The 23226-nt window shown below is 72.8% G+C and carries 21 protein-coding genes, 1 tRNA gene and 1 pseudogene; 10 read left to right on the top strand and 13 right to left on the bottom strand.

What is annotated here, in order from left to right:
* Window positions 1-16: 16 nt before the first annotated feature.
* Entirely contained in the window at window positions 17-505 is a 489-nt protein-coding gene (locus tag ACF09K_RS07625) for a hypothetical protein (protein WP_392241570.1), read from the top strand.
* 30 nt (window positions 506-535) lie between these two features.
* Here the strand turns inward: ACF09K_RS07625 and ACF09K_RS07620 are convergent.
* Window positions 536-636 (bottom strand) — tRNA-Glu (locus ACF09K_RS07620).
* Between the two features lie 316 nt (window positions 637-952).
* Here ACF09K_RS07620 and ACF09K_RS07615 point away from each other — a divergent pair.
* The 7 genes from ACF09K_RS07615 to ACF09K_RS07585 all read left to right on the top strand — a co-directional run bounded on the left by ACF09K_RS07615 (window position 953) and on the right by ACF09K_RS07585 (window position 8582).
* Entirely contained in the window at window positions 953-2434 is a 1482-nt protein-coding gene (locus tag ACF09K_RS07615; RefSeq protein WP_392241569.1) for an MFS transporter, read from the top strand.
* Between the two features lie 40 nt (window positions 2435-2474).
* Window positions 2475-2675 (top strand): ribbon-helix-helix protein, CopG family, encoded by a 201-nt coding sequence (locus ACF09K_RS07610; RefSeq protein ID WP_016826066.1) that lies wholly within the window; start codon window positions 2475-2477, stop codon window positions 2673-2675.
* Window positions 2672-3061: a type II toxin-antitoxin system death-on-curing family toxin gene (locus ACF09K_RS07605; protein ID WP_392241568.1), complete on the top strand. Its 390-nt coding sequence runs from the start codon at window positions 2672-2674 to the stop codon at window positions 3059-3061. The genes ACF09K_RS07610 and ACF09K_RS07605 overlap by 4 nt, the downstream gene beginning before the upstream one ends.
* 117 nt (window positions 3062-3178) lie before the next feature.
* Window positions 3179-4984 (top strand): DEAD/DEAH box helicase, encoded by a 1806-nt coding sequence (locus ACF09K_RS07600; RefSeq protein WP_392241567.1) that lies wholly within the window; start codon window positions 3179-3181, stop codon window positions 4982-4984.
* Window positions 4985-5440: 456 nt separating this feature from the next.
* Window positions 5441-6085: an IclR family transcriptional regulator gene (locus tag ACF09K_RS07595; protein WP_392241566.1), complete on the top strand. Its 645-nt coding sequence runs from the start codon at window positions 5441-5443 to the stop codon at window positions 6083-6085.
* Window positions 6086-6434: 349 nt separating this feature from the next.
* Window positions 6435-7226: a PDZ domain-containing protein gene (locus ACF09K_RS07590; RefSeq protein WP_392241565.1), complete on the top strand. Its 792-nt coding sequence runs from the start codon at window positions 6435-6437 to the stop codon at window positions 7224-7226.
* A gap of 129 nt (window positions 7227-7355) precedes the next feature.
* Complete coding sequence (locus ACF09K_RS07585; RefSeq protein ID WP_392241564.1) at window positions 7356-8582, top strand: cytochrome P450; 1227 nt, start codon at window positions 7356-7358, stop codon at window positions 8580-8582.
* A 317-nt stretch (window positions 8583-8899) separates the two neighbouring features.
* On the opposite strand, the gene ACF09K_RS07580 is transcribed toward ACF09K_RS07585, so the two are convergent.
* From ACF09K_RS07580 to ACF09K_RS07535, 10 genes are all read right to left on the bottom strand, one after another.
* Entirely contained in the window at window positions 8900-10162 is a 1263-nt protein-coding gene (locus ACF09K_RS07580; RefSeq protein WP_392241563.1) for a cytochrome P450, read from the bottom strand.
* Window positions 10159-10776 carry an ATP/GTP-binding protein gene (locus tag ACF09K_RS07575; RefSeq protein ID WP_392241562.1) on the bottom strand — a complete coding sequence of 206 codons (618 nt, stop codon included), beginning with the start codon at window positions 10774-10776 and terminating at the stop codon, window positions 10159-10161. The genes ACF09K_RS07580 and ACF09K_RS07575 overlap by 4 nt, the downstream gene beginning before the upstream one ends.
* Entirely contained in the window at window positions 10757-11113 is a 357-nt protein-coding gene (locus ACF09K_RS07570) for a DUF742 domain-containing protein (RefSeq protein WP_363088542.1), read from the bottom strand. Before ACF09K_RS07570 ends, ACF09K_RS07575 begins: the two co-directional genes overlap by 20 nt.
* The gene (locus ACF09K_RS07565) at window positions 11110-11529 is read right to left on the bottom strand and encodes a roadblock/LC7 domain-containing protein (protein WP_382783735.1); all 420 of its coding nucleotides are present in this window, start codon (window positions 11527-11529) and stop codon (window positions 11110-11112) included. The genes ACF09K_RS07570 and ACF09K_RS07565 overlap by 4 nt, the downstream gene beginning before the upstream one ends.
* Window positions 11530-11649: 120 nt before the next feature.
* Window positions 11650-13569 (bottom strand): ATP-binding protein, encoded by a 1920-nt coding sequence (locus ACF09K_RS07560; RefSeq protein WP_392241561.1) that lies wholly within the window; start codon window positions 13567-13569, stop codon window positions 11650-11652.
* Between the two features lie 423 nt (window positions 13570-13992).
* On the bottom strand, window positions 13993-14949 hold the full coding sequence (locus tag ACF09K_RS07555) for a glycine betaine ABC transporter substrate-binding protein (protein ID WP_392241560.1): 957 nt from the start codon (window positions 14947-14949) through the stop codon (window positions 13993-13995).
* Window positions 14946-15755 carry an ABC transporter permease gene (locus ACF09K_RS07550; RefSeq protein WP_392241559.1) on the bottom strand — a complete coding sequence of 270 codons (810 nt, stop codon included), beginning with the start codon at window positions 15753-15755 and terminating at the stop codon, window positions 14946-14948. Before ACF09K_RS07550 ends, ACF09K_RS07555 begins: the two co-directional genes overlap by 4 nt.
* Window positions 15752-16984, bottom strand: coding sequence for a betaine/proline/choline family ABC transporter ATP-binding protein (locus ACF09K_RS07545; RefSeq protein ID WP_392241558.1), 1233 nt, complete (start codon window positions 16982-16984; stop codon window positions 15752-15754). The genes ACF09K_RS07550 and ACF09K_RS07545 overlap by 4 nt, the downstream gene beginning before the upstream one ends.
* On the bottom strand, window positions 16977-17624 hold the full coding sequence (locus ACF09K_RS07540) for an ABC transporter permease (RefSeq protein WP_392241557.1): 648 nt from the start codon (window positions 17622-17624) through the stop codon (window positions 16977-16979). The genes ACF09K_RS07545 and ACF09K_RS07540 overlap by 8 nt, the downstream gene beginning before the upstream one ends.
* A gap of 6 nt (window positions 17625-17630) precedes the next feature.
* Window positions 17631-18125, bottom strand: a complete 495-nt coding sequence (locus tag ACF09K_RS07535; RefSeq protein ID WP_392241646.1) for an Lrp/AsnC family transcriptional regulator — start codon at window positions 18123-18125, stop codon at window positions 17631-17633.
* 122 nt (window positions 18126-18247) lie between these two features.
* On the opposite strand from ACF09K_RS07535, the gene hppD reads away from it, so the two are divergent.
* Window positions 18248-19393, top strand: a complete 1146-nt coding sequence (hppD, locus tag ACF09K_RS07530) for a 4-hydroxyphenylpyruvate dioxygenase (RefSeq protein WP_392241556.1) — start codon at window positions 18248-18250, stop codon at window positions 19391-19393.
* Between the two features lie 21 nt (window positions 19394-19414).
* Here hppD and ACF09K_RS07525 read toward each other — a convergent pair whose 3' ends face one another.
* The gene (locus ACF09K_RS07525; RefSeq protein ID WP_392241555.1) at window positions 19415-20911 is read right to left on the bottom strand and encodes a tetratricopeptide repeat protein; all 1497 of its coding nucleotides are present in this window, start codon (window positions 20909-20911) and stop codon (window positions 19415-19417) included.
* A gap of 92 nt (window positions 20912-21003) precedes the next feature.
* Between ACF09K_RS07525 and ACF09K_RS07520 the strand changes: the two genes are divergently transcribed.
* Entirely contained in the window at window positions 21004-22410 is a 1407-nt protein-coding gene (locus tag ACF09K_RS07520; protein ID WP_392241554.1) for an FAD-binding oxidoreductase, read from the top strand.
* Window positions 22411-22529: 119 nt separating this feature from the next.
* On the opposite strand, the pseudogene ACF09K_RS07515 reads toward ACF09K_RS07520, so the two are convergent.
* Window positions 22530-23018 (bottom strand): annotated as a pseudogene (locus tag ACF09K_RS07515) (SsgA family sporulation/cell division regulator); the annotation flags it as partial.
* Window positions 23019-23226 lie beyond the last annotated feature (208 nt).

Below are 23226 nucleotides of genomic sequence, written 5' to 3'. Positions count from 1 at the left end.
CCGTAAGGTCTCCCGCATGGACTGGCTGGCACCCGTGAACACCCTGACCGGCGCGGTGATCGGCATCGGATCGACCCTGCTCGCCGACCGCGTCCGCTGGCGCCGTGACCGCGAGGCCCTCGACCGGGACACCCGCCGGCAGGCGTACGCGGCGTTCATGGCCGCGCTGTCCGACGCGTACACCCGCCTGCACGAGACCGCCGGCGATTCGCTCCCCCCGGCGGAGGCCCGCACGGCCGCCCACGGGGTCTTCACCGCCAGCAACCTGTACCCGCTGCGCTACGAACTGGCCCTGATCGCACCGTGGGACGTCATGGCCCCGGTCAACGAGGCCTTCTGGAAGGTGCGGGCCCTGCGCGACCTGGCGGCGGCGGGCACCGTCACGGACGCCCCGGAGTTCCGGGCCCACGTGCGCGACTACCTGGCGGCCGCGGAAGCGGCCCAGGCGGCGATGCGCGAGGACCTCGGCACGTCGTGGCCGGATGGGGCGGGGCGAGAGGCGTAGACGGGGAACGCCCCCGGCGGGAAACGGTGGTGGAGGCCGTGGCGGGAATCGAACCCGCGTAAGTCCCCGTGAGCGGAGCTCGCTGATGAGTGCGGCGCAGGCGACTCCCTGAACCACTCGGGCACACGGCCGTGTCACTGCTTTTTCTTCACGGCCGTGGCGGCGATCGCACCGTACGGCCGGCGGGCGGGTTCTCCGGGAGGTGCTCCCCCCGAACCGCTCGTGACGACCGTAGGCCCCGGAAACCGGTGGGCTCAAGGGAGCCGTGGGGGCTGCAACGCGACTGCCATGTGCCGTTCACGAACGGGGTGATCCGGCGGAAGCGCGGACGGGTGGTCCGGCGGCGGCCGGGGCGGCGTAGGACCGATGGACGAGGACCGAAGGACGAGGGCCGGTCCCGCCTCCCGACAGGGGTCAATGTCGGTTGTGGGCCTTACCCTGACCGTCATGGCCGTCCAGGAACCCCGCGACACCGATGTCGCGGACACAGCAGCAGACGCAGCAGGCACAGCAGACGTACCCGGGAAGCCCGGCCCGCGCCGGTCGGAGGGGACCGTGCTGGGGCGGGACCACCGGGCCCTGAGCATCGGGATCGTGTCCGTCGTCCTGCTGATCGCCTTCGAGGCGACCGCCGTGGGGACGGCCATGCCGGTGGCCGCGCGGGAGCTGGACGGACTGTCCCTGTACGCCTTCGCGTTCTCGGGATACTTCACGACCAGCCTGTTCGGCATGGTGCTGGCCGGTCAGTGGTCCGACCGCCGCGGCCCGCTCGGCGCGCTGACGTGCGGGATCGCCGCCTTCGCCGCAGGACTCCTGCTGTCGGGGACCGCGGGGGTCATGTGGCTGTTCATCCTCGGCCGGGCCGTGCAGGGGCTCGGCGGCGGGCTGGTGATCGTCGCGCTGTACGTCGTCGTGGGGCGGGCCTACCCGGAGCGGCTGCGGCCCGCGATCATGGCGGCGTTCGCGGCGAGCTGGGTGGTGCCGTCGGTCGTGGGCCCGCTGGCGTCCGGCGCGGTGACCGAGCACCTGGGCTGGCGGTGGGTGTTCCTCGGCATCCCCGTGCTGGTCCTCCTGCCGCTGGCCCTCGCACTGCCGCAGATACGACGGCGGGCCGCGGGCCCGGTCGACGGCGCCGCGGACGCCTCCTCCGACCGGCGCCGCATCCGTCTCGCCCTCGGCATCTCCCTCGGTGCGGGCCTGCTCCAGTACGCCGCCCAGGACCTGCGTCCGCTCTCCCTCCTGCCCGCCGCCGCGGGCGTCGCCCTGCTGGTGCCGGCCGTCCTCGGACTGCTCCCGCCCGGCACCTGGCGGGCGGCCCGCGGCCTGCCCTCGGTGGTGCTGCTGCGCGGGGTGGCCGCCGGGTCGTTCATCGCCGCCGAGTCCTTCGTGCCGCTGATGCTGGTCACCCAGCGCGGCCTCAGCCCGACCCTCGCGGGGTTCTCCCTCGCGGCCGGCGGGGCGACCTGGGCGCTGGGCTCCTGGGTGCAGTCCCGGCCGCGCGTGGAGCCGTACCGGGACCGGCTGACGACCGGCGGGATGGTGCTCGTGGCCGCCGCCGTCGCCGCCGCGCCGAGCGTCCTGATCGACGCGGTGCCCGTCTGGACGGTGGCCGTCGCCTGGGGCTTCGGCTGCTTCGGGATGGGCCTGGTGATCTCCTCGACCAGCGTGCTCCTGCTCCAGCTCTCCGCCCCCGAGGAGGCCGGCGCCAACTCGGCCGCCCTCCAGATCTCCGACGGCCTGTCCAACGTGCTGCTGCTGTCCGCGGGCGGCGCCGCCTTCGCGGCGCTCGGCGGCGGGACCGTGTCGCACGCGGCCGCCGAGGCCTCCGGCGCCTCCCACCCGGCCGCCTTCGCCGCCGTCTTCCTGCCGATGGCGGCGGTGGCCCTGGTGGGGGCGTGGGTGACGACGCGGCTGCGGACCTCTTCCTGAGTGGTACCAGTTTGACCCCACAAGGGGGTACCGTTTTGGTATGGCCATGAACCTGCGTCTCCGCGACGACCAGACGGAAGCCCTGAAGCTGCGCGCCGAGGAGGAGGGGGTCAGCATGCACGCGATACTGCTCCGGGCCGTGGACGACTACCTGGCGCGGACGGCTCACGAAGCACTCGTGCGCAAGGCGGCCAAGGAGCAGACCGCCAAGTGGGCCGAACTGCTGGAGCGGCTCAAGTGACCCCTGTCTACCTGACGGCCGAGGACGTCCTGGCCATCGCCGACCTCGCGGTCGATGACCAGGACGTCGTCGTCCGCGATGCGGGGCTGCTGGAATCGGCCGCGCACCGCCCGGCTGCCGCCATGTTCGGACAGGAGGCGTATCCGGACCTCTTCGGCAAGGCGGCCGCGCTCCTGCAGTCGCTGGCGATCAACCGCCCCTTCGTCGACGGGAACAAGCGCACGGCATGGACCTCCTGTGTCGTCTTCCTGGCGATGAACGGGGTGCAACTGCGTCCGGACATCGATGCCGCCGAACGCCTGGTGATCGCGGTGGCCACCGGTGCCGCGGACGAGGTCGAGGTCATCTCCGAGGCGCTGCGGGAGCTGTCCGAACCGTCGATGTGACGTCAGTCCCACCGAAGGCCGACCCGGCATCGTCCGCGCGTCGGCCGTGTCGGCCCGCCGGTAGGGTGGCCCGGTCGTTCTACGTAGCCGAGCCGCCCGAGCCCCACGACGGAGACCGTGACTACCACCGCCAGCGCCAGCACCGCCTCCCACTCGCACCACCTCTCCCCCGCCTTCCCCGGCCGGGCCCCCTGGGGCACCGCCGGCAAGCTGCGTGCCTGGCAGCAGGGGGCGATGGAGAAGTACCTCCAGGAGCAGCCGCGCGACTTCCTCGCCGTCGCCACCCCCGGCGCCGGCAAGACGACCTTCGCGCTGACCCTCGCCTCCTGGCTGCTGCACCATCACGTCGTGCAGCAGGTGACCGTGGTGGCGCCCACCGAGCACCTGAAGAAGCAGTGGGCGGAGGCGGCCGCGCGGATCGGCATCCGGCTGGACCCCGAGTACAGCGCCGGGCCGCTCAGCAAGGACTACCACGGTGTCGCCGTGACGTACGCGGGCGTCGGCGTGCGGCCGATGCTGCACCGCAACCGGGCCGAGCAGCGCAAGACCCTCGTCATCCTCGACGAGATCCACCACGCCGGTGACTCCAAGTCCTGGGGCGAGGCCTGCCTGGAGGCGTTCGAGCCGGCCACGCGGCGGCTCGCGCTCACCGGTACGCCGTTCCGCTCCGACACCAACCCGATCCCCTTCGTGACGTACGCGGAGGGCGACGACGGCATCCGCCGCTCGTCCGCCGACTACACGTACGGCTACGGCTCCGCCCTCGCGGACAACGTCGTGCGGCCCGTCATCTTCCTCTCCTACAGCGGCAACATGCGCTGGCGCACGAAGGCCGGCGACGAGATCGCCGCGCGGCTCGGCGAGCCGATGACGAAGGACGCGATCAGCCAGGCCTGGCGCACGGCGCTCGACCCGCGCGGCGAGTGGATGCCGAGCGTGCTGCGCGCCGCCGACCAGCGGCTCACCGAGGTCCGCAAGGCCATACCGGACGCGGGCGCGCTGGTCATCGCCTCCGACCAGGAGTCGGCCCGCGCCTACGCCAAGCTGATCCGGGAGATCACCGGATCGAAGGCGACCCTCGTGCTGTCCGACGACGCCGGCGCGTCGAACCGGATCGACGAGTTCAGTCGCGGCACCGACCGGTGGATGGTCGCGGTGCGGATGGTGTCGGAAGGCGTCGACGTGCCGCGCCTCGCGGTCGGCGTGTACGCCACCACCATCTCCACGCCGCTGTTCTTCGCGCAGGCCGTCGGCCGTTTCGTGCGGTCGCGGCGGCGCGGCGAGACCGCCTCCGTGTTCCTGCCGACCGTGCCCGACCTCCTCGGCTTCGCCAACGAGATGGAGCGCGAGCGCGACCACGTCCTCGACAAGCCGAAGAAGGAGGGCGAGGAGGACCCGTACGCCGAGTCCGAGAAGGAGATGGACGAGGCGAACCGGGAGCAGGACGAGGACACCGGCGAGCAGGACATGCTGCCCTTCGAGGCGCTGGAGTCCGACGCCGTCTTCGACCGGGTCATGTACAACGGCGCCGAGTTCGGCATGCAGGCCCACCCCGGGAGCGAGGAGGAGCAGGACTACCTCGGCATCCCCGGGCTGCTCGAGCCCGAGCAGGTGCAGTTGCTCCTGCAGAAGCGGCAGGCCAAGCAGATCGCGCACAGCCGCAAGAAGCCGGACACCGAGGCCGACCTGCTGGAGCTGCCGGCCGAGCGGCGCCCGGTGGTCTCCCACAAGGAGCTGATGGAGCTGCGCAAGCAGCTCAACACGATGGTCGGCGCGTACGTCCACCAGAGCGGCAAGCCGCACGGGGTGATCCACACCGAGCTGCGGCGGGTGTGCGGCGGGCCGCCGAGCGCGGAGGCGACGGCGGGGCAGCTGCGGCAGCGCATCGCCAAGGTGCAGGAGTGGGCGACCCGCATGAAGTGACGCCTGCGGACGGAAGTGACGCCTGCGGACGGAAGCGACCCCCGCGGACGGAAGTGACCCCCGTGGAGGGGAGTGGGGCCCGTAAGCGGAAGAGGTGTCCGCGACGGAAGGGGTGCCCGCAAGCGGAAGTGACCCCCCGGGGTGTCCACCGCGCGCCGGTGGGGCGGTCGGCGCCGGATCGCGCACCGTACGTATGGGGACAAACACAGGTAGTCCCCACCGGCCACTGCCCGGATTCTGGACGGAGCCTTCCGCTGAGCGAACCTGCTTCGCTACTGTCCCGCTACGCACACGCCCCGTGGCAGCGCCGCCGCGGAGCGCAGCCGTGAAGCGACCGGGTCCGGATCCACCGGACCCCTCTGCCGATCGGCGGCCTCTGACGCGCGTCGCTGACGGGACTCGGCGACGCATCCGCCGCCGTGGGGCCGCCGACCTCACCACTAAGGAGTGGGCGTCGTGACCGCGGAGACCTCTCAGACGCTCGACAGGGGACTGCGGGTCCTCAAGCTGCTGGCCGACACCGACCACGGGCTGACCGTCACCGAGCTATCCCACAAACTGGGCGTGAACCGCACCGTCGTGTACCGGTTGCTCGCCACACTGGAACAGCACGCCCTCGTGCGACGCGACCTGGGCGGACGAGCCCGGGTCGGGCTCGGGGTGCTGAGGCTGGGCCGGCAGGTGCACCCGCTGGTGCGGGAGGCCGCGCTGCCCGCGCTGCGGTCGCTGGCCGAGGACATCGGGGCCACCGCGCACCTGACGCTCGTCGACGGGGCCGAGGCACTGGCCGTCGCCGTGGTCGAACCGACGTGGACCGACTACCACGTGGCCTACCGGGCCGGATTCCGCCATCCCCTGGAGCGGGGCGCGGCGGGCAAGGCGATCCTGTCCGCCCGGCAGCGGAGGGCTTCCGGGGACCCCGGGTACACCCTGACCCACGGCGAACTGGAGGCCGGCGCGAGCGGGGCCGCGGCGCCCCTGCTGGGCGTGACGGGCGTGGAGGGCAGCGTGGGGGTCGTGATGCTGGCCGACGCGGTGCCGGAGCGGGTCGGCCAGCGGGTGATGGAAGCGGCCCGGGAGGTGGCGGAGGCGCTGCGCTGACCCACCGCCCGCTGCCCGCCCGCTGCTCGGCCGGTCACCGGTCGGCCGGTCGCCGGACCGGTCGCCTGTCCCAGGCCGCTGACCGCAGGCCGTTGGTGACCGACCGCCGGCCGCAGGCCGCTGACCGCAGGCCGCAGGCCGTTGGTGACCGACCGCTGATCGCAGGCCGCCGGGCGGAGGGCGGGAGGGCGCGGGCGGGCAGTGAGCGGGGCCGTCCGGCGTGGGCCGGACCGGACGCCGGGGCCGCGGCCGGCGGGACGCGTGCCCGCGGGCCGCCGCGGGTCGCCGTGGGGCTGCGGGCCGGGCACCGGCGCGCGGCCGGGGCCGGGGCGCGCGTTAGATTGGGCGCGTGCTCTCACGCCTCACACGTCCCCAGGCCCTCGCCGTCTGCGCCCTTCCGCTCGTGGCGCTGCTCGCCACCGCGGGGTTCGCGCCGCTGCCGTTCTCGGTGGCGCAGCCGGGGATGACGGCGAACGTCCTCGGCGACAACAAGGGCACCCCCGTCATCACGATCTCCGGCGCTCCCACCCGCGACACGACCGGGCAGCTGCGGATGACGACCATCGAGGCGACCGGCCCCGACACGCACGTCACCCTGGGCGAGGTGATCGACGGCTGGTTCCGCACCGACCAGGCCGTGATGCCGCGTGACGCGGTCTACCCCGCGGGGGACAGCACCAAGGAGATCGAGCGGTACAACACCGAGCAGATGGAGAAGTCCCAGGACACCGCGACCGAGGCCGCGCTGAGGTACCTCGACCGCACGGACGACGGCATCGAGGTCACGCTCAGGCTCGCCGACGTCGGCGGCCCCAGCGCGGGCCTGCTGTTCTCCCTGGGGATCGTCGACCGGCTCGACGGCGACGGCAGCGGCGGCGACCTCACGGGCGGCCGTACGATCGCCGGCACCGGGACCATCGACGCGAACGGCAAGGTCGGCGCGGTCGGCGGGGTGGCGCTGAAGACGCAGGCCGCCCGCCGGGACGGCGCCACCGTCTTCCTGGTGCCGAGGGCGGAGTGCTCCGAGGCCAAGTCCGAACTGCCCGAGGGGCTGCGCCTGATCCCGGTGACCACCCTCGAGGGCGCCGTCGACTCCCTCGTCGAGCTGGAGAAGGACCAGGGCTCGGTGCCGAGCTGCTAGCTTCCGGACGGGGGCGCTTTTCGGCCAAGGATCGTCCATCGTTGAACAGCTGGCCGGGACAGGCTGTCCCGGCCGTCGGATGATCAATAACCTTGTGCGGTAAGCCTGTTACCGGTCCCAGGGAGATCCATGTCCACCGCTCAGCAGGTCCCCGACATCCTCTCGCCCGAGTTCGCCGCGGATCCCTACCGGGCCTATCGCGTGATGCGTGAGAGCGCCCCCCTCTTCTGGCACGAGCCCACGCAGAGCTACGTCGTCTCCCGTTACGAGGACGTGGAGCGCGTCTTCAAGGACAAGGGCGGCGAGTTCACCACCGACAACTACTCCTGGCAGATCGAGCCCGTGCACGGCAAGACGATCCTCCAGCTCAGCGGGCGGGAGCACGCGGTGCGGCGGGCCCTGGTCGCCCCCGCCTTCCGCGGCAGCGACCTCCAGGAGAAGTTCCTGCCGGTGATCGAGCGCAACTCCCGTGAGCTGATCGACGCCTTCCGGTCCACCGGCTCCGCCGACCTGGTGTCCGACTACGCGACCCGTTTCCCCGTCAACGTGATCGCGGACATGCTGGGCCTGGACAAGGCCGACCACGCCCGGTTCCACCGCTGGTACACGTCGGTCATCGCCTTCCTCGGCAACCTCTCGGGCGACCCCGAGGTGGCGGCGGCGGGGGAGCGCACCCGGGTGGAGTTCGCCGAGTACATGGTGCCGATCATCCGGGAGCGCCGCGACAACCTGGGCGACGACCTGCTGTCGACGCTGTGCGCCGCGGAGGTCGACGGCGTGCGGATGAGCGACGAGGACATCAAGGCCTTCTGCAGCCTGCTGCTCGCCGCGGGCGGCGAGACCACCGACAAGGCGATCGCGGGCATCTTCGCCAACCTGCTGCAGCACCCCGAGCAGTTGGCGGCCGTCCGGGAGGACCGCGGCCTCATCGCCCGCGCCTTCGCCGAGACGCTGCGCTACACGCCCCCCGTGCACATGATCATGCGGCAGTCGGCCACCGAGGTCACCCTCAGCTGCGGTGTCGTACCGGCCGGCGCCACGGTCACCTGCCTGATCGGCGCCGCCAACCGGGACGAGAGGCGCTACCGGGAGCCGGACCGGTTCGACATCTTCCGCGACGACCTGACCACGACCACCGCCTTCTCGGCCGCCGCCGACCACCTCTCCTTCGCGCTCGGCCGCCACTTCTGCGTCGGCGCCCTGCTTGCGAAGGCCGAGGTCGAGATCGGGGTCGGCCAGCTCCTCGACGCCATGCCGGACCTCCGCCTCGCCGACGGCGCCGAACTCGTGGAACAGGGCGTCTTCACGCGGGGACCGCAGACGCTGCCCGTGCGCTTCACCCCCGTCGCCGGCTGACCGCCGCGGACCCGGGCCGCGCGCGGGCGGCCGTCCCCCCGTACGGCCGTCCCCCCGTACGGCCGTCCCCCCGTACGGCCGTCCCCCCGTACGGCCGTTCCCCCCGTACGGCCGTCACCCCGCACCGCGGGCGTTCTCATCACGTCGGCTGCGGCGGCAGTGCGGGGTGCGTCGTCCGCGCACGGCGGCGGGGCGGTCGACCGGACCGGACCGGCGGGGACCCGCCGCCGCACGCCCCGCCGCCGCACGCCCCCGCGGTCGGCGGGTCCCCGCCGACCGCACGCGTCTGCCGCCTGCGCGCCCCCGCCGGTCCCCCGCTACCGCACCATCGGGGTGAACTCCACCGGCAACGAGTGCAGGCCGCGCATCCAGATGGACGGGCGCCAGGTGAGTTCCTCCGGCTCCACCGTGAGGACCAGGTCGGGCAGGCGTTCCAGCAGGGTCTCCACCGCGGTGCGGGCGATGACGTCGGCCAGCAGCGGGGCCGGGTAGGGGCACCGGTGCTCCCCGCTGCTGAACGACAGGTGCGCGGAGCTCTCCGCCCCGACGTGCGACTCGGGCCAGATCTGCGGGTCGGTGTTGGCCGCGGCGAGCCCCAGCACCAGGCAGTCGCCCGCCCGGATCAGCCGCCCGCCGAGCTGGGTGTCGCGCACGGCCCAGCGGCCGATGAAGTTCTGTGTCGGGGTGTCGAGCCAGAGGACCTCGTTGAGGGCCTCGCCCACGCTGAGCCTGCCCCCCGACACGCTGACGGCGAACCGCTCGTCGGTGAGCAGCAGCCGCAGCGTGTTGCAGATCCAGTTGGCGGTCGGCTGCTGCGCCGCGGCGATGACGGAGATCAGGTCCTGCACGACCTCCTCGTCGGTCAGCCCGGCCGGATGCTGCAGCATGCGCGAGGTGACGTCCGGCCCCGGACGCTCCCGCTTCTCCTTGACCAGCTGCTGGATCCGCTCGCCCACGCGCGTGTACGCGGCCACCGGGTCGTCGCCCTCCGCGGCGTCCAGGGAGATCCGCAGGTCCTCGACGAGCTGCTGCGTGGCCTCACCCGTGTGCGGCATCCCGCACATCTGGACCGCGGCGCGCATCGGCAGCGCGTGCGCGTACATGCTCATCAGCTCGGCCCGGCCGCTGCCGGCGAACGACGCGATGAGCCGGTCGGCGAGCTGCCGGCAGTCGCGGGAGAGCTGGAACTGGTCGACGCCCTCCAGCGCCTCGGTGATGACGCCGGCCCGCCGCCGGTGCTCCTCGCCCTCGGTGAACAGCACCGAGGGCTGGTACCCGACGAACGGCAGCAGCGGCCAGTCGGCGGGGATGTTCTCCCACTGGTTCCAGCGCCGCGAGTCGCGGGCGAACAGCTCGTCGTGACCGGTCACGTAGCTGACCTCGGCGTAACCGAGGACCAGCCAGGCGGGGATGTCCCCGTCGAGCAGCACGGGCGCCACCGCGCCGTGCTCCCGGCGCAGGGACCGGTACAGCTGCGCCGGTGTCTGCTGGTACTCCAGACCGCCCAGCCGCACGGCGCCCGCGTGCGCGGGGCACCCCGGGCCGGGCGCGTGCGGGGGAAGGGATCCGGTGTCGGTCACGATGTCATCTCCTGGGCCATGGCCATTTCGTAGAGGTGGTCCACGAGGGTGATCAGCACGTCCTTGCCCGACGACCGGACGCGCGCGTCGCAGTCGACGAGGGGCACGTGCGCGGGCAGGGCGAGCGCCTGGCGGATCTCGTCGAGGGAGTACCGGTCGGGTTCGTCGTCGAACCGGTTGACGGCCACCACGAACGGCGTCCTGTGGTGTTCCAGCCGGTCGATCGCGTACCAGGAGTCGTCCATCCGGCGCGTGTCGACCAGGACGACCGCGCCGAGGGTGCCGGAGAAGAGCCGGTCCCACAGGAACCAGAACCGCTCCTGGCCCGGTGCGCCGAACAGGTACAGCACCATGCGCTTGTTGAGGCTGATCCGGCCGAAGTCGAAGGCGACCGTCGTGGTGGTCTTCGCGGCCACCTGCCGGGTCTCGTCGACACCGACCCCCGCCTGCGTCATCACCTCCTCGGTGTTGAGCGGACGGATCTCGCTGACCGAGCGGACCAGGGTCGTCTTGCCGACCCCGAAGCCGCCCACGACGACGATCTTCAGGCCGGTCTCGGCGGCGTCGGACAGGGGCGTACGCAGGGAGGGCAGGTCAGAGGTTGCGGAGCCCATGCAGCACTTCCATGAGTAGGGCGGAGTCGGGGAGCGCGGCGAGGGACCGCGGCGCGGGTGGGTGACGGGCGGTGATACGGCCCATGGCGAGCAGGTCGCCGAGGAGGATGCGCACCACCGTGATCGGCAGCTTCATCTCCGCGGCGACCTCGACGAGGGCCGTCGGATGCCGGCACAGATCCAGGATCCGCGCGTGCTCCGACTGCATCCCGGCGGTGGGAGCGCTCTCACTGACGATCAGGGTGACCAGGTCGAATGCGTCGTCCGCGCGGCTGCGCCCGCCCGTGATCGTGTAGAGGCGGTCGGGGTCGCCGGTGTCCACGGGCCGACGCGTCACGACGATGCGCTCCCCTGCGTGCCCCCGCGGGGCTCGGCCCGCAGGTGCTCACCGATCTGCTCGACCAGCTCGGTCATCTGGTGACCCACCACTCCGGGGTCGGCGCTCTCCGCGCAGAGGAGCGCCAGATGCGCGCCGTCGCCCGCCTGCACGATGAAGAGCTGACCGCCGTGGAACTCGGTCATGGAGTGGCGGACACCACCGCTCCCGTCGCCGAACTCGACGGACGCGCCCTGGGCGAGGGCCTGCATGCCCGAGCAGATGGCTGCCAGCTGGTCGGCCTGGTCGAGCGCCAGGTGTTCGGTCCAGCACAGCTTCAGGCCGTCCCGGGACAGGACCAGGGCGTGCCGGGCGCCGGGAACGCGCTCCAGAAGGCCCTGCAGAAGCCAGGTGAGGCTGTTGTCGGTGGTCTGCATGGTAGGTGTGGGGACGGTAGGGCCCAAAAGCCCAGGTCACCGGCCCGTTCCTCCAATCTCACGAGCTGAAGCGGGGAAGGGGGCGCCGTGGCTCCGGCGCCGGAGGGGAAGGACGTGGGGTTACCGGGCGGCCGGCGGCTCGGGCGCGGTGCCGGTCCCGGACGGGCCGGCTTCGCCGGCGGAGGTGCGCCCGCTGTGGAAGGCACCGAAGCGGGTGCCCGCGTCGCGCGCGCCGGGAGGGGTCTGTCCCGGTGCGCCGCCCGGCGCGGGGGAGTCGGCCGCCGTCCTGCGCTGCTGCCGTTCCTGTTCGGCCTCGGCCATCGTGCGGCCGGGGGCGCGGACGGGCAGGCCGTTCGGCGTCGCCGCCACCGGACGGCGGGACGCGTCACGACCGCGGACCTCCGACGAAGGCGAGGCCGGAGCCGCAGCCGGAGTCGCAGCCGGTGTCGAGGCCGCAGCCGGTGCCGGTGCCGGTGCCGCGGGAGGGGCGGCGGCCGGTCGCACGGCGGGAGCGGGCACTCCGCCCGTTCCCGGAACCCCGCTCGTCCCCGGAACCCCGCCCGGCACGGACTCTTCACCCGGCATGGACACTCCGCCCGTCGTCGGCTGCGCGGTGCCCGCCGTGGCCCGTGCGGTCTCCGGCGCGGTCGTCGCCACGGCGGGCCGGTGTGCGGTCTCCTGCGGTGCGGTGTCCCGCCGCTGGGCGAGCAGCTGCCGGGGCAGCAGGACGACGACGCCGGTGCCGCCGCGGGACGAGGGCCGGTAGTTGACGCTGATGCCGTACTTGACGGCGAGCCCGCCGACCACGGCCAGGCCGAGCCGGGTGCCGGGCAGCGAGGCGAGGTCGGTCATGTGCCCCGCCACGGCCTCCTCGGCGTGCCGCATCGCGGCGTCCGACATCTTCAGGCCGCTGTCCTCGATCGTGACGACGAGCCCGGCGCTGTGCTCGTCGACGTAGACGTGGACCTCGTCGATGGGCGGCGAGAAGTTGGCGGCGTTGTCCATGAGTTCGGCGATCAGGTGCATCACGCCTTCCGCGGCGAACCCGGAGATCGCGGCACTCGTGGAACAGTGCAGCCGTACGCGCTGGTACGCCGCGATCCGGCCGGCCGCACCGCGCAGGATGCTCTCCATCACGATCGGCTTGTTCCAGGCGCGGCTGGACCGACCGCCCATGAGGAGGGCCAGCCGGTCGGTCATCAGACCCAGCTGGGAGGTGCCGTGATCCAGCTTCAGCAGGTCGCCGAAGACCTCCTCGCCGTGCCGCTCCTGCATCTCGCGCAGATCGGCCAGCATGCTCACGGTCTTGGCCTGCACCCGGCTCAGGGCCTTCGCGGAGGCGGCCTGCGCGGCGGCGGCCCGCCGCTCGCTGCGGGCGAGTTCCCGTACGAACGCCTCCACGGGGGAGCGCAGCAGGGAGGAGGGGGGCCACTCCCACCCGGCGAGCACGGTGTCGGCCGAGTTGCCCTCCCGCAACTGCCCCACCACGTCGGGCAGGACCGTCCGCGTCACCTGCGCCACCTCTTCGGTGACCTGGGCCAGTTCCTCGCGGGCGCGCAGCCGTTCGGCGTCCGTGGCCGCCGCGTACTGCACGACCTGCTCCACCGCGGAGCTGAAGGCCTCCACGGTCCGGCGCAGCTGGACGTCGGCGGGCAGCGTCACCTGTTCCAGGGCGTCCTTCGCCCGGGCGCCCTCCCGCAGCCGGCTCACGAGGGCGGGCACGGTGACGTTCACCAGGTGCGCCGACTCGGCCGACCGCTGCGCCGACTGCGCGGTCAGCCGGGCGACCTCGGCGTCCGTCGCCGCGGCGGTGCGGCGGACCCGCCGGAGCAGCAGGCCGCAGACGAGGACGGCGGCCGCCACGCAGCACCAGGCGGCCACGGCCGTGACCACCGTCCAGGTGCGGGCCGCGGAGGGGGCCAGGGCGACGGCCGCACCCGCGGCTGCGGCACTCAGCAGCAGCACGGTCACGGGTACGGCCGACGAGGCGGGGGAGGGTTCGGCTGACCGACGCTGACGGTGTGGTGCAGGCAGAGGCATTCCGCGGTTCCTCGGTCCTCGAGAGCAGGAAGAACGGATCGACCGACACGACGGCCGCAGGCCCGGGAGCGAGAAAGATGTGATTTTCCGATCCGGGTACCGGCTCATGCTAGTCATTGCGCCGGGGGTGGTGATCTCACTGCTCGCCCAGCCTGCCGAGGAGCCGAATTCGTCGCAAAGCCGCTGGTGGAAACGGGCATCGTGGTAACCCCGGGATGGTGCTTTTCTCCCGGTGTCCCTCCCGCGCGACGGGCGGTCGCGGGCGTCAACTGCCCCTGCTCCCCTGCCCGGAGGGCGTGGCGCACAGGGAGGAGCATCGGTTTCCGGTCAATTCTGAAAGGCGTGCGCGCGGTATGAGTCGGAAATCGTGCAGACCGATCACAGATTCCCCACGAAATCCGCCACGGGAACGGAAGGAACCGCCTACTTCACGAATCCCTCCGCCTTCATCCAGTCCAGCGCGACCTGGTGCGGATCCTCCCCGTCCACGTCCACCTTCGCGTTCAGCTCCTGCGCCACCGCGTTGTCCAGCCTGGCGGTCACCGGGTCGATGACCTCGGCGATGGCCGGCCACTTCTCGAAGGTGCCGGTGTTGATCACGGGCGCCGCGTTGTAGTTGGGGAAGAACTTCTTGTCGTCGGCCATCACCACCAGGTCCATGGACCTGATGCGGCCGTCGGTGGTGAACACCTCCCCGTAGGTGCAGCTGCCCTTCGCCGTCTGCGTGTAGATGATCCCGGTGTCCATCTGCGTGATCCGGTCCGTCGGCACGTCCATGCCGTACGCCTTCTGCATGCCCGGCAGCCCGTCCGCGCGGTTGGCGAACTCGCCCTCCACGCACAGCGTGACGGCCTTCGGGTCGGACCGGGACAGCGCGGCCACCTCCGACAGCGTCCTCGTGCCGTACTTCTCGTGGTTCGCCCGGTTCATCGCCAGCGCGTAGGTGTTGTTCAGCCGGGACTGCGGCAGCCAGGTCACCCCGTTGCGCACGTCGGCGTCCCGCACCGCCTCCCACTGCCGCCGCGGGTCGGTGATGGGCTCGCTGTTGCCCTGGTACGTGATCCAGGCGGTGCCCGTGTACTCGTACATGGCGTCGGCGTCGCCCTTGCGGATCGCCTCGCGGCCGCCGATCGAGCCCTGGATGCCGGTGCGGTCCAGGACGTCCGCACCCGCCGCCTCGAAGGCGATGCCCAGCATCGCGCCGAGGATGAGGCTCTCGGTGAACGACTTCGACGTCACGGTGAGATCGGCGCCCCTGAGCGGCTCCCCCTTGCCGATCGAGCCGGGGGAGACGTCGTCGACCATGGGGGAACCGCTGGTCAGCCCGCAGCCGGAGGCCAGCACCAGCAGCGCCGCGAGAGCGCACGGCGTCCTTCTCACCGCCCCACCTCCAGTCCGCGCGGCCGCAGCAGCACCTCGGCCAGCGAGGCCAGCCAGTCGACCAGCAGGGCCAGCGCCACGGTCAGGACCGAACCCAGCACCAGCACCGGCATGCGCTGGTTGGTGATGCCGGCGGTGATCAGCACGCCCAGCCCGCCGCCCCCGCCGAAGGTCGCCAGGGTGGCCGTGCCCACGTTCAGGACCAGCGCCGTACGCACACCGGCGAGGACGAGCGGCACCGCCAGCGGCAGTTCCACGCGGGTGAGCACCCCGAGCGGGGACATGCCGATGCCGCGGGCGGCCTCCAGCAGCGTCGGGTCGTTCGCCTTCAGGCCGGCGACGGTGTTGGAGAGCACCGGCAGGACGGCGTAGGCGATGATCCCGATCAGGGCCGCCCGGCGGCCGATGCCCAGCCAGATCACCAGCAGGGCGAGCAGGCCGATCGCGGGGGTGGCCTGGCCCATGTTGGCGAGGGCCATCACGACCGGCGTGGCCCTGCGGAAGGCGGGCCGGGTCAGCAGGATGCCGAGCGGGATCGCGATGACCAGCACGAAGAAGGTCGAGATCACCGTCAGCTGGATGTGCTGCCACAGCGCCTTGGACACCTGTCCTTCGGCCAGCGCGTTCTCGGAGACGGTGTCCAGGTCCGCCTGCGCGAACCACAGCCAGGTGGCGAGCAGCATCGCGACCACGAACGCGGGCACGAGGACCAGCTTCGGCCAGCCGACGCGGCGGCGCGGGGGAGCGGGCGGCGCGGCCGGGGGCTCCTCCCGCTCCACCAGGCCGGCCGGCTCGGAGGTGCTCATGCCTTCGCCTCCCCGCCGGGGCCCTCCTGTTCCGCGTGCGTCTGCGCGGCTCGGACCTCCTCCAGTTCGTGCTGGGACTCCAGCGCCTCCAGCCGGTCGGCCTCCAGCAGTTCGTGCACCGAGTTCATCAGCGTCTCCATGTCGACGACCCCGGTGTACTCGCCGTGCCGCCCGGTCACCGCGACCCGCCCGGTGTTGTCGGTGAGGACCGCCTCCAGGGCGTCCCGCAGCGTCGCGTCCCGGGTCACCGTGTCGGTCACCAGCGTGCCGGCGCGGGCCAGCGAGCCCTTGGCCCGCATCAGGTCGCCGCGCCGCAGCCACTTGTAGGGCCGGCCGCGCCTGTCCAGCAGCAGGATCTCGTTCGTCCCGCTGGAGCGGATCCGGTCGAAGACGGTCTGGAGCGGGTCGTCGACGCTCACCGTCGGACACCCGGTGACCTCCACGTCCCGTACGCGCGTGAGGTTGAGCCGCTTCAGCGCCGCCCCGGCGCCCACGAACCCGGACACGAAGTCGTCCGCCGGGTTGGTGAGGATCGCCTCCGGGGTGTCGAACTGGGCGATGTGCGAGCGCTCGCGCAGCACCGCGATCCGGTCGCCCAGCTTGATCGCCTCGTCGAAGTCGTGGGTGACGAACACGATCGTCTTGTGCAGCTCGTGCTGGAGCCGGATCAGCTCGTCCTGGAGGTGGTCGCGGGTGATCGGGTCCACGGCGCCGAACGGCTCGTCCATCAGCAGCACCGGAGGATCGGCCGCCAGCGCCCGCGCCACGCCCACCCGCTGCTGCTGACCGCCGGAGAGCTGGCGCGGATACCGGTGGCGGAACTCCCCGGGGTCCAGCCCGACCAGGTCGAGCATCTCCTCCACCCGGTCCCTGATGCGCCCCTTCGGCCAGCCGATCATCCCCGGCACCAGCGCGACGTTCTGCGCGACCGTCATGTGCGGGAACAGCCCCGAGGCCTGGATGGCGTAACCGACCTTGCGGCGCAGCTTCACCGGGTCGATGTCGGTGACGTCCTCGCCGCCGATGCGGATGCGGCCGCCGCTCGGCTCGATCAGCCGGTTGATCATCTTCAGGGTCGTCGACTTCCCGCAGCCGGACGGCCCGACGAAGATGACGATCTCGCCCGCCTTGATCTCCATGCTCACGTTGTCCACGGCCGGAGCCGCGCTGCCCGGGTAGCGCTTGGTGAGGTTCTCCAGCTCGATCGCGGCGCCGTGGGACTCAGACACGGATCCCCCTCGGGATCGTCAGCCGGCCGACGACGACGTAGGCGGCGTCGAACAGCAGGGCCAGCACGATGATGCCGAGCGTGCCCGCGAGCACCTGGTTGAGCGCGTTCTTGCTGCCCAGGGAGGCCAGACCGCGGAAGATCTCGTTGCCCAGGCCCGGCCCGGAGGCGTAGGCGGCGACGGCGGCGATGCCCATCAGCATCTGCGTGGAGACCCGGATGCCCGTCAGGATCGGCGGCCAGGCCAGCGGCAGCTCGACCCGCGCCAGCCGCATCACGCCGGACATCCCGATGCCCCGGGCCGCGTCCACCAGGGACGGGTCGACACCCCGCAGCCCCACGACGGAGTTCCGCACGACCGGCAGCAGCCCGTACAGCGTCAGCGCGATCACCGTCGGCGGCACGCCCAGGCCCACCACCGGGATCAGCAGACCGATCATGGCCAGGGACGGGACGGTGAGGACGGTGGAGGTGGCCGTGGTGGCGAGGTTGCCGGCCCAATCGCTGCGGTAGGTGGCGACCCCGAGCAGCACGCCGATCAGCGTGGCCAGGACCATGCACTGGAAGACGACGCTGGCGTGCTGGTAGGCGTCGGTGAGCAGCTGCTGATGCCGGTTGCCCAGGTACTCCCAGAAGCTCACACGCCCTCACCCCGTCGTCCGGCCAGGCCCTTCCCGATCGTCCGCGGCCTGCTCCACCAGCGGGATGACCCGCAGGGGCACAGGGTTCTCCATCACGATCGCGGTGGAGGCCCGGACAATGCCATCAAAGCCGACGACCCGGTCGATGACCCGTTGGAGATCGGCGTTGGAACGGGCCACCAGACGGCACAGCATGTCCCCGGTGCCGGTGGTGGTGTGCAGCTCCAGCACCTCCGGCACCGACGCCAAGTGGGCTCGCACGTCGGCGCCTTGGCCCTGCCGGATCTGCAGCGTGGCGAACGCGGTGACCGGGTAGCCGAGCGCCGCCGGGTCCACCTCGGGACCGAACCCGCGGATGACTCCGTTCGACTGAAGCCGGTCCAGCCGCGCCTGCGCCGTCCCCCGGGCGACCCCCAGCCGCCGGGACATCTCCAGCACGCCGATCCGCGGCTCCCGCGCCAGCAGCACGATGATCCGCCCGTCCAGATGATCGATCGCCACGCCCGCCTCCGAGATGGTCACCCTGTACAGAAAAGCCGCCGGGACCGCCGTGCCACTGCACATGATGACCAGCGGTACGACGAACTATTGCGCACCTTGCAGGGTGGCGCGACGCTTCGGCCATGACGCAGACCACACACCACACCCCCGACACCGCCCGGCAGGCCGACCCCTTCCCGGTGAAGGGAATGGACGCGGTCGTCTTCGCCGTGGGCAACGCCAAGCAGGCCGCGCACTACTACTCCACCGCCTTCGGCATGAAGCTGGTCGCCTACTCCGGACCGGAGAACGGCAGCCGCGAGACCGCCTCCTACGTCCTGGAGAACGGCTCCGCCCGCTTCGTCCTGACCTCGGTGGTCAAGGCCGACACCGCCTGGGGCCACTTCCTCGAACGGCACGTGGCCGAGCACGGCGACGGCGTCGTCGACCTCGCCATCGAGGTCCCGGACGCCCGCGCCGCGTACGCCTACGCCCTGGAGCACGGCGCCCGTTCGGTCGCCGAGCCGTACGAGCTGAAGGACGAGCACGGCACCGTGGTGCTGGCCGCGATCGCCACCTACGGCGAGACCCGCCACACCCTCGTCGAGCGCGGCGGCTACGACGGCCCCTACCTGCCCGGCTACGTGGCCGCGAGCCCGATCGTCGAGCCGCCCGCCCAGCGCACCTTCCAGGCGATCGACCACTGCGTCGGCAACGTCGAACTCGGCCGGATGAACGAGTGGGTGGGGTTCTACAACGACGTCATGGGCTTCACCAACATGAAGGAGTTCGTGGGCGACGACATCGCCACCGAGTACAGCGCCCTCATGTCGAAGGTCGTCGCCGACGGCACGCTCAAGGTCAAGTTCCCGATCAACGAGCCCGCGATCGCGAAGAAGAAGTCGCAGATCGACGAGTACCTGGAGTTCTACGGCGGCGCGGGCGTCCAGCACATCGCCCTCAACACCAATGACATCGTCCAGACGGTCCGCACCATGCGCGCCGCCGGCGTCCAGTTCCTCGACACCCCCGACTCGTACTACGACACCCTCGGCGAGTGGGTCGGCGACACCCGCGTCCCCGTCGAGACCCTGCGCGAGCTGAAGATCCTCGCCGACCGCGACGAGGACGGCTACCTGCTCCAGATCTTCACCAAGCCGGTCCAGGACAAGCCGACCGTCTTCTTCGAGATCATCGAACGCCACGGCTCGATGGGCTTCGGCAAGGGCAACTTCAAGGCCCTCTTCGAGGCGATCGAACGCGAACAGGCCAAGCGCGGCAACCTCTGACAGCCGGCCGCCGGCCGCCGGTCACGAGAAGTCCGGCACCCGCGCCACCGACGGCTCGCCCAGCGCCACCAGCGCCGTGCGGGCCGTCCGCGCGTGCAGCGGGGAGAAGTACGGGTTGATCCGCAGCGCCTCCTCCAGATGCCGCCGCGCCGCCCCCTCCCGCCGCACCCGCAGCTCGATCATGCCCCGGTGGTAGAGGTACGGCGCGCTGCGCACCGTGCCCTCGTGCGCCCGGTCGGTGGCGGTCACGGCGTACCGCAGCCCCTCCTTGTGCCGCCCGGCCCGGTGCAGGGCCCAGCCCAGCGCGTCGGCGACCTCGATCCCCGGCTGGCGCCGCCACTCCGCCAGCAGCCGCCGCACGGCCGCCTGCGGATCGCCGTGGTCGGCCTCGAACCGGCCCAGCACCAGCGCCCCGTCCACCCCGCCCGCCGCCTCCCGCCGGACCCGCTCGCGCAGCAGGTCGTACTGCGCGCCCGCCGCCTCGGGCATCCCCAGCGACTCGTACAGCTCGCCCAGCTCCAGCGCGTACTGCGGCAGCGGCTGCCCGGCCAGGGCCGCCCGGTACGCGGCCCGCGCCTCCGACGTCCGGCCCAGCGCGGCCAGCGTCCGCCCCCGCCCGGCCTGCGCGGCCCGCTGGTCGGGGTCGAGGCGCACCGCCTCCTGGAAGTACCGCAGCGCCGGCTCCCGGTCGCCGCGCTCGAAGGCGAGCTGCCCTGCCCGCTCCAGCCAGGCCGCCCGTTCGGCGGGAGCGGCCGCCCCGGCCGCCGCGTCCGACAGCGCCGCCGCCGCGTCCTCGCGCCGGCCCTGGTCCCGGTAGACGGCCGCCGCCCGCCCCAGCGCCACCGGTCCCGAGCGCAGTTCCAGCAGCCGCTCCAGCGCGGCCGCCGCCCTCTTGTGGTCGCCGAGCCCGGTGTAGGCGTCGATCAGCTGCGGGTACACCGTCCAGCGCTTCGGAGCCCGCTCGCGCGCGGCCTCGCCCCAGGACCGCGCGGCCGGGAAGTCCCGGCGGGCGTTGGCCAGGGCGGCCAGCCCGACCAGGGCCTCGGTGTTCCCCGCGGGGCGCACCGACAGGGAGGTCCGCAGCGCCCGCTCGGCCTCGGGGTAGAGGACGGCCGCGTCGGCGGTGCGCCGGCCGCGCTCGACGTAGGCCGCGCCGAGGACCGCCCAGGAGCGGGCGTCCCGCGGACGGGCGCGCACCCGCGCCTCGTGCTCGTCGATCAGCGCCTCCAGAGCGGGCAGCGCGGCGGCCGTCCCGGTCCGCACCGCCGCCTGTGCCTGCGCCCCCGCGGCGGGCCCCGGCGCCGGCCGGCCCGCCTCCTCGCCGGGCAGGCACCACAGGACCCCGCCCAGCACGAGGGCGCCGGCCACCGAGCCGGCCGACACCCGCCGGCGCCGCCGGGAGCGGGCCTTCCCCGCCCCGGCCCGCGCCGCGGCGGCCGCTGCGTCGGCGGGAGTCTCGGCGTCGGCGGGGGTTTCGGCGTCGGCGGGGGCTTCGGCGGTCTCGGCAGCGCTCTCCATGGCGCTCACTGTGCGCCAGGGCGACGACCGCGCGCCGGTGTCGGCCGGGTGCCGCAGGCGGGGTTCACACCGATGGCGGCGGGTGCGACGCTGTGATCATGAGCCGCATCGAAGCCCCTCGCGACGAGGTGACCGGCAACCTCCTCGACCGACTGCTCGACGGCCTGCCCGCCGAGGCGGTCCTCACCGACCCCGACGTCACGGCCTCCTACGCCCACGACATGGCGAGCTTCTGCCCGGCCGGCACCCCGGCCGCCGTCGTGCTGCCGCGCACGGTCGAACAGGTCCAGCACGTCCTGCGCACCGCCACCGAGCTGCGCGTCCCGGTCGTCCCGCAGGGCGCCCGCACCGGCCTGTCGGGCGCCGCCAACGCCTCCGACGGCTGCCTGGTCCTCTCCCTGACGAAGATGGACCGCATCCTGGAGATCAGCCCCGTCGACCGCGTCGCCGTCGTCGAACCGGGAGTCGTCAACGCCGCGCTGTCCCGCGCGGTGGGCGAGCACGGCCTGTACTACCCGCCGGACCCCTCCAGCTGGGAGACGTGCACGATCGGCGGCAACATCGGCACCGCCTCCGGCGGCCTGTGCTGCGTGAAGTACGGCGTCACCGCCGAGTACGTCCTCGGCCTGGACGTCGTCCTCGCCGACGGACGGCTGATGTCCACCGGCCGCCGCACCGCGAAGGGCGTCGCCGGGTACGACCTCACCCGCCTGTTCGTCGGCTCCGAGGGCTCCCTCGGCGTCGTCGTCCGCGCCACCCTGGCGCTCAGGCCGCGGCCGCCGCGGCAGCTCGTCCTGGCCGCCGAGTTCCCCTCCGCCGGCGCCGCCTGCGACGCCGTCTGCCGCATCATGGCCGGCGGCCACGTCCCCTCCCTCCTCGAACTGATGGACCGCACGACGGTCGGGGCGGTCAACGCACTGACCCGCATGGGCCTGCCGGAGACCACCGAGGCCCTCCTCCTCGCCGCCTTCGACACCCCGGACCCGGCCGCCGACCTCGCCGCCGTCGGCGCGCTGTGCGAGGCCGCCGGCGCGAGCCGGGTCGTCCCCGCCGAGGACGCCGCCGAGTCCGAACTCCTCCTCCAGGCCCGGCGGTCCGCGCTGGTGGCCCTGGAGGCGGTCAAGGGCACGACGATGATCGACGACGTGTGCGTGCCCCGCTCCCGCCTCGGCGACATGCTCGAGGGCGTCGAGCGCATCGCCCGGAAGCACCGCCTCACCATCGGGGTCTGCGCCCACGCGGGCGACGGCAACACCCACCCCACCGTCTGCTTCGACGCGGCCGACCCCGACGAGGCACGGCGCGCCCGCGAGTCCTTCGACGAGATCATGGCGCTCGGCCTGGAACTGGGCGGCACCATCACCGGCGAGCACGGCGTGGGCGTGCTGAAGAAGGAGTGGCTGGCGCGCGAACTGGGCCCCGTCGGCCTGGAGATGCAGCGGCGGATCAAGCAGGTCTTCGACCCGCTGGGCATCCTCAACCCCGGCAAGCTGTTCTGAGCCTCGCCCCGTCACGCCCCGTCGAGTCCCGTCCCGTCGAGCCCGGTCCCGTCGAGCCCGGTCCCGTCGAGTCCCGTCCCGTCGAGTCCCGTCCCGTCGGGCCCCGTCGTTCGCCGTCGCTCGCCGTCCTTCGGCTCGTCCGACGGCCACGGCTCGCACGGCCACGGGTCGTACGGCCGCGGCTCGTCCGCCGGAGGCGGGGCGAGCAGTCCGGCCAGCGCCTCGTCGACGTCGAGCCGCCCGCCCTCGGTCCCCGGGGGCACCGCCCGCAGCGTCCGCTCCAGCCAGGCCGACACCTGCTCCGCGGGCGCCTCCAGCAGCGCGTCGCCGTCGGGTGAGCCGAACGCCATCAGCACGACGTCGCGCCCGTCCGCCTTCACCGGCCACACCCGCACGTCCCCGTGCCCGCACGGCCGGAACACGCCCTCCACGAGGAGATCGCGGGCGAACGTCCAGTGGACGGGGCACTCCGAGTCGATGTGGAAGCTGACGTGGACGGCGAAGGGGTCGTCGCTGCGGTAGCCGAGCCGCGCCGGCACCGCGACGCTGTGCTCCGGCGACAGGACCAGCCGCAGTTCCAGCTCCCGTTCCACCACGATGTGGTGCATGTCCGTTCTCCTCTCGCTGTGGATGCGTACGGGAGGGAGAGCGACTTCGGATTCGACCGTTACGCGGGTTCGGGGAACTTTTTCGCGGACGGTCCGAACCTGTGCGTCGCGTGCACACCGTTGCCCGGAAAGGAGTGGGTCCGGCCGGACCGGCGATGGGAGTTGCGCCCGTCTGGTAGATGTGGAGGCCCCCATCCCACCCCCGAGC

The sequence above is a fragment of the Streptomyces sp. NPDC014882 genome, assembly GCF_043081325.1.
Lineage (GTDB): Bacteria > Actinomycetota > Actinomycetes > Streptomycetales > Streptomycetaceae > Streptomyces.
This window is presented reverse-complemented; position numbering and strand designations above follow the sequence as displayed.

Bases quoted from the DNA above. Each gene is read 5' to 3' on its own strand.
- ACF09K_RS07625 (WP_392241570.1), top strand. From the start codon at position 17: ATGGACTGGCTGGCACCCGTGAACACCCTGACCGGCGCGGTGATCGGC.
- ACF09K_RS07615 (WP_392241569.1), top strand. From the start codon at position 953: ATGGCCGTCCAGGAACCCCGCGACACCGATGTCGCGGACACAGCAGCA.
- ACF09K_RS07610 (WP_016826066.1), top strand. From the start codon at position 2,475: ATGGCCATGAACCTGCGTCTCCGCGACGACCAGACGGAAGCCCTGAAG.
- ACF09K_RS07585 (WP_392241564.1), top strand. From the start codon at position 7,356: ATGTCCACCGCTCAGCAGGTCCCCGACATCCTCTCGCCCGAGTTCGCC.
- ACF09K_RS07575 (WP_392241562.1), bottom strand. From the start codon at position 10,776: ATGGGCTCCGCAACCTCTGACCTGCCCTCCCTGCGTACGCCCCTGTCC.
- ACF09K_RS07565 (WP_382783735.1), bottom strand. From the start codon at position 11,529: ATGCAGACCACCGACAACAGCCTCACCTGGCTTCTGCAGGGCCTTCTG.
- ACF09K_RS07560 (WP_392241561.1), bottom strand. From the start codon at position 13,569: ATGCCTCTGCCTGCACCACACCGTCAGCGTCGGTCAGCCGAACCCTCC.
- ACF09K_RS07550 (WP_392241559.1), bottom strand. From the start codon at position 15,755: ATGAGCACCTCCGAGCCGGCCGGCCTGGTGGAGCGGGAGGAGCCCCCG.
- hppD (WP_392241556.1), top strand. From the start codon at position 18,248: ATGACGCAGACCACACACCACACCCCCGACACCGCCCGGCAGGCCGAC.
- ACF09K_RS07525 (WP_392241555.1), bottom strand. From the start codon at position 20,911: ATGGAGAGCGCTGCCGAGACCGCCGAAGCCCCCGCCGACGCCGAAACC.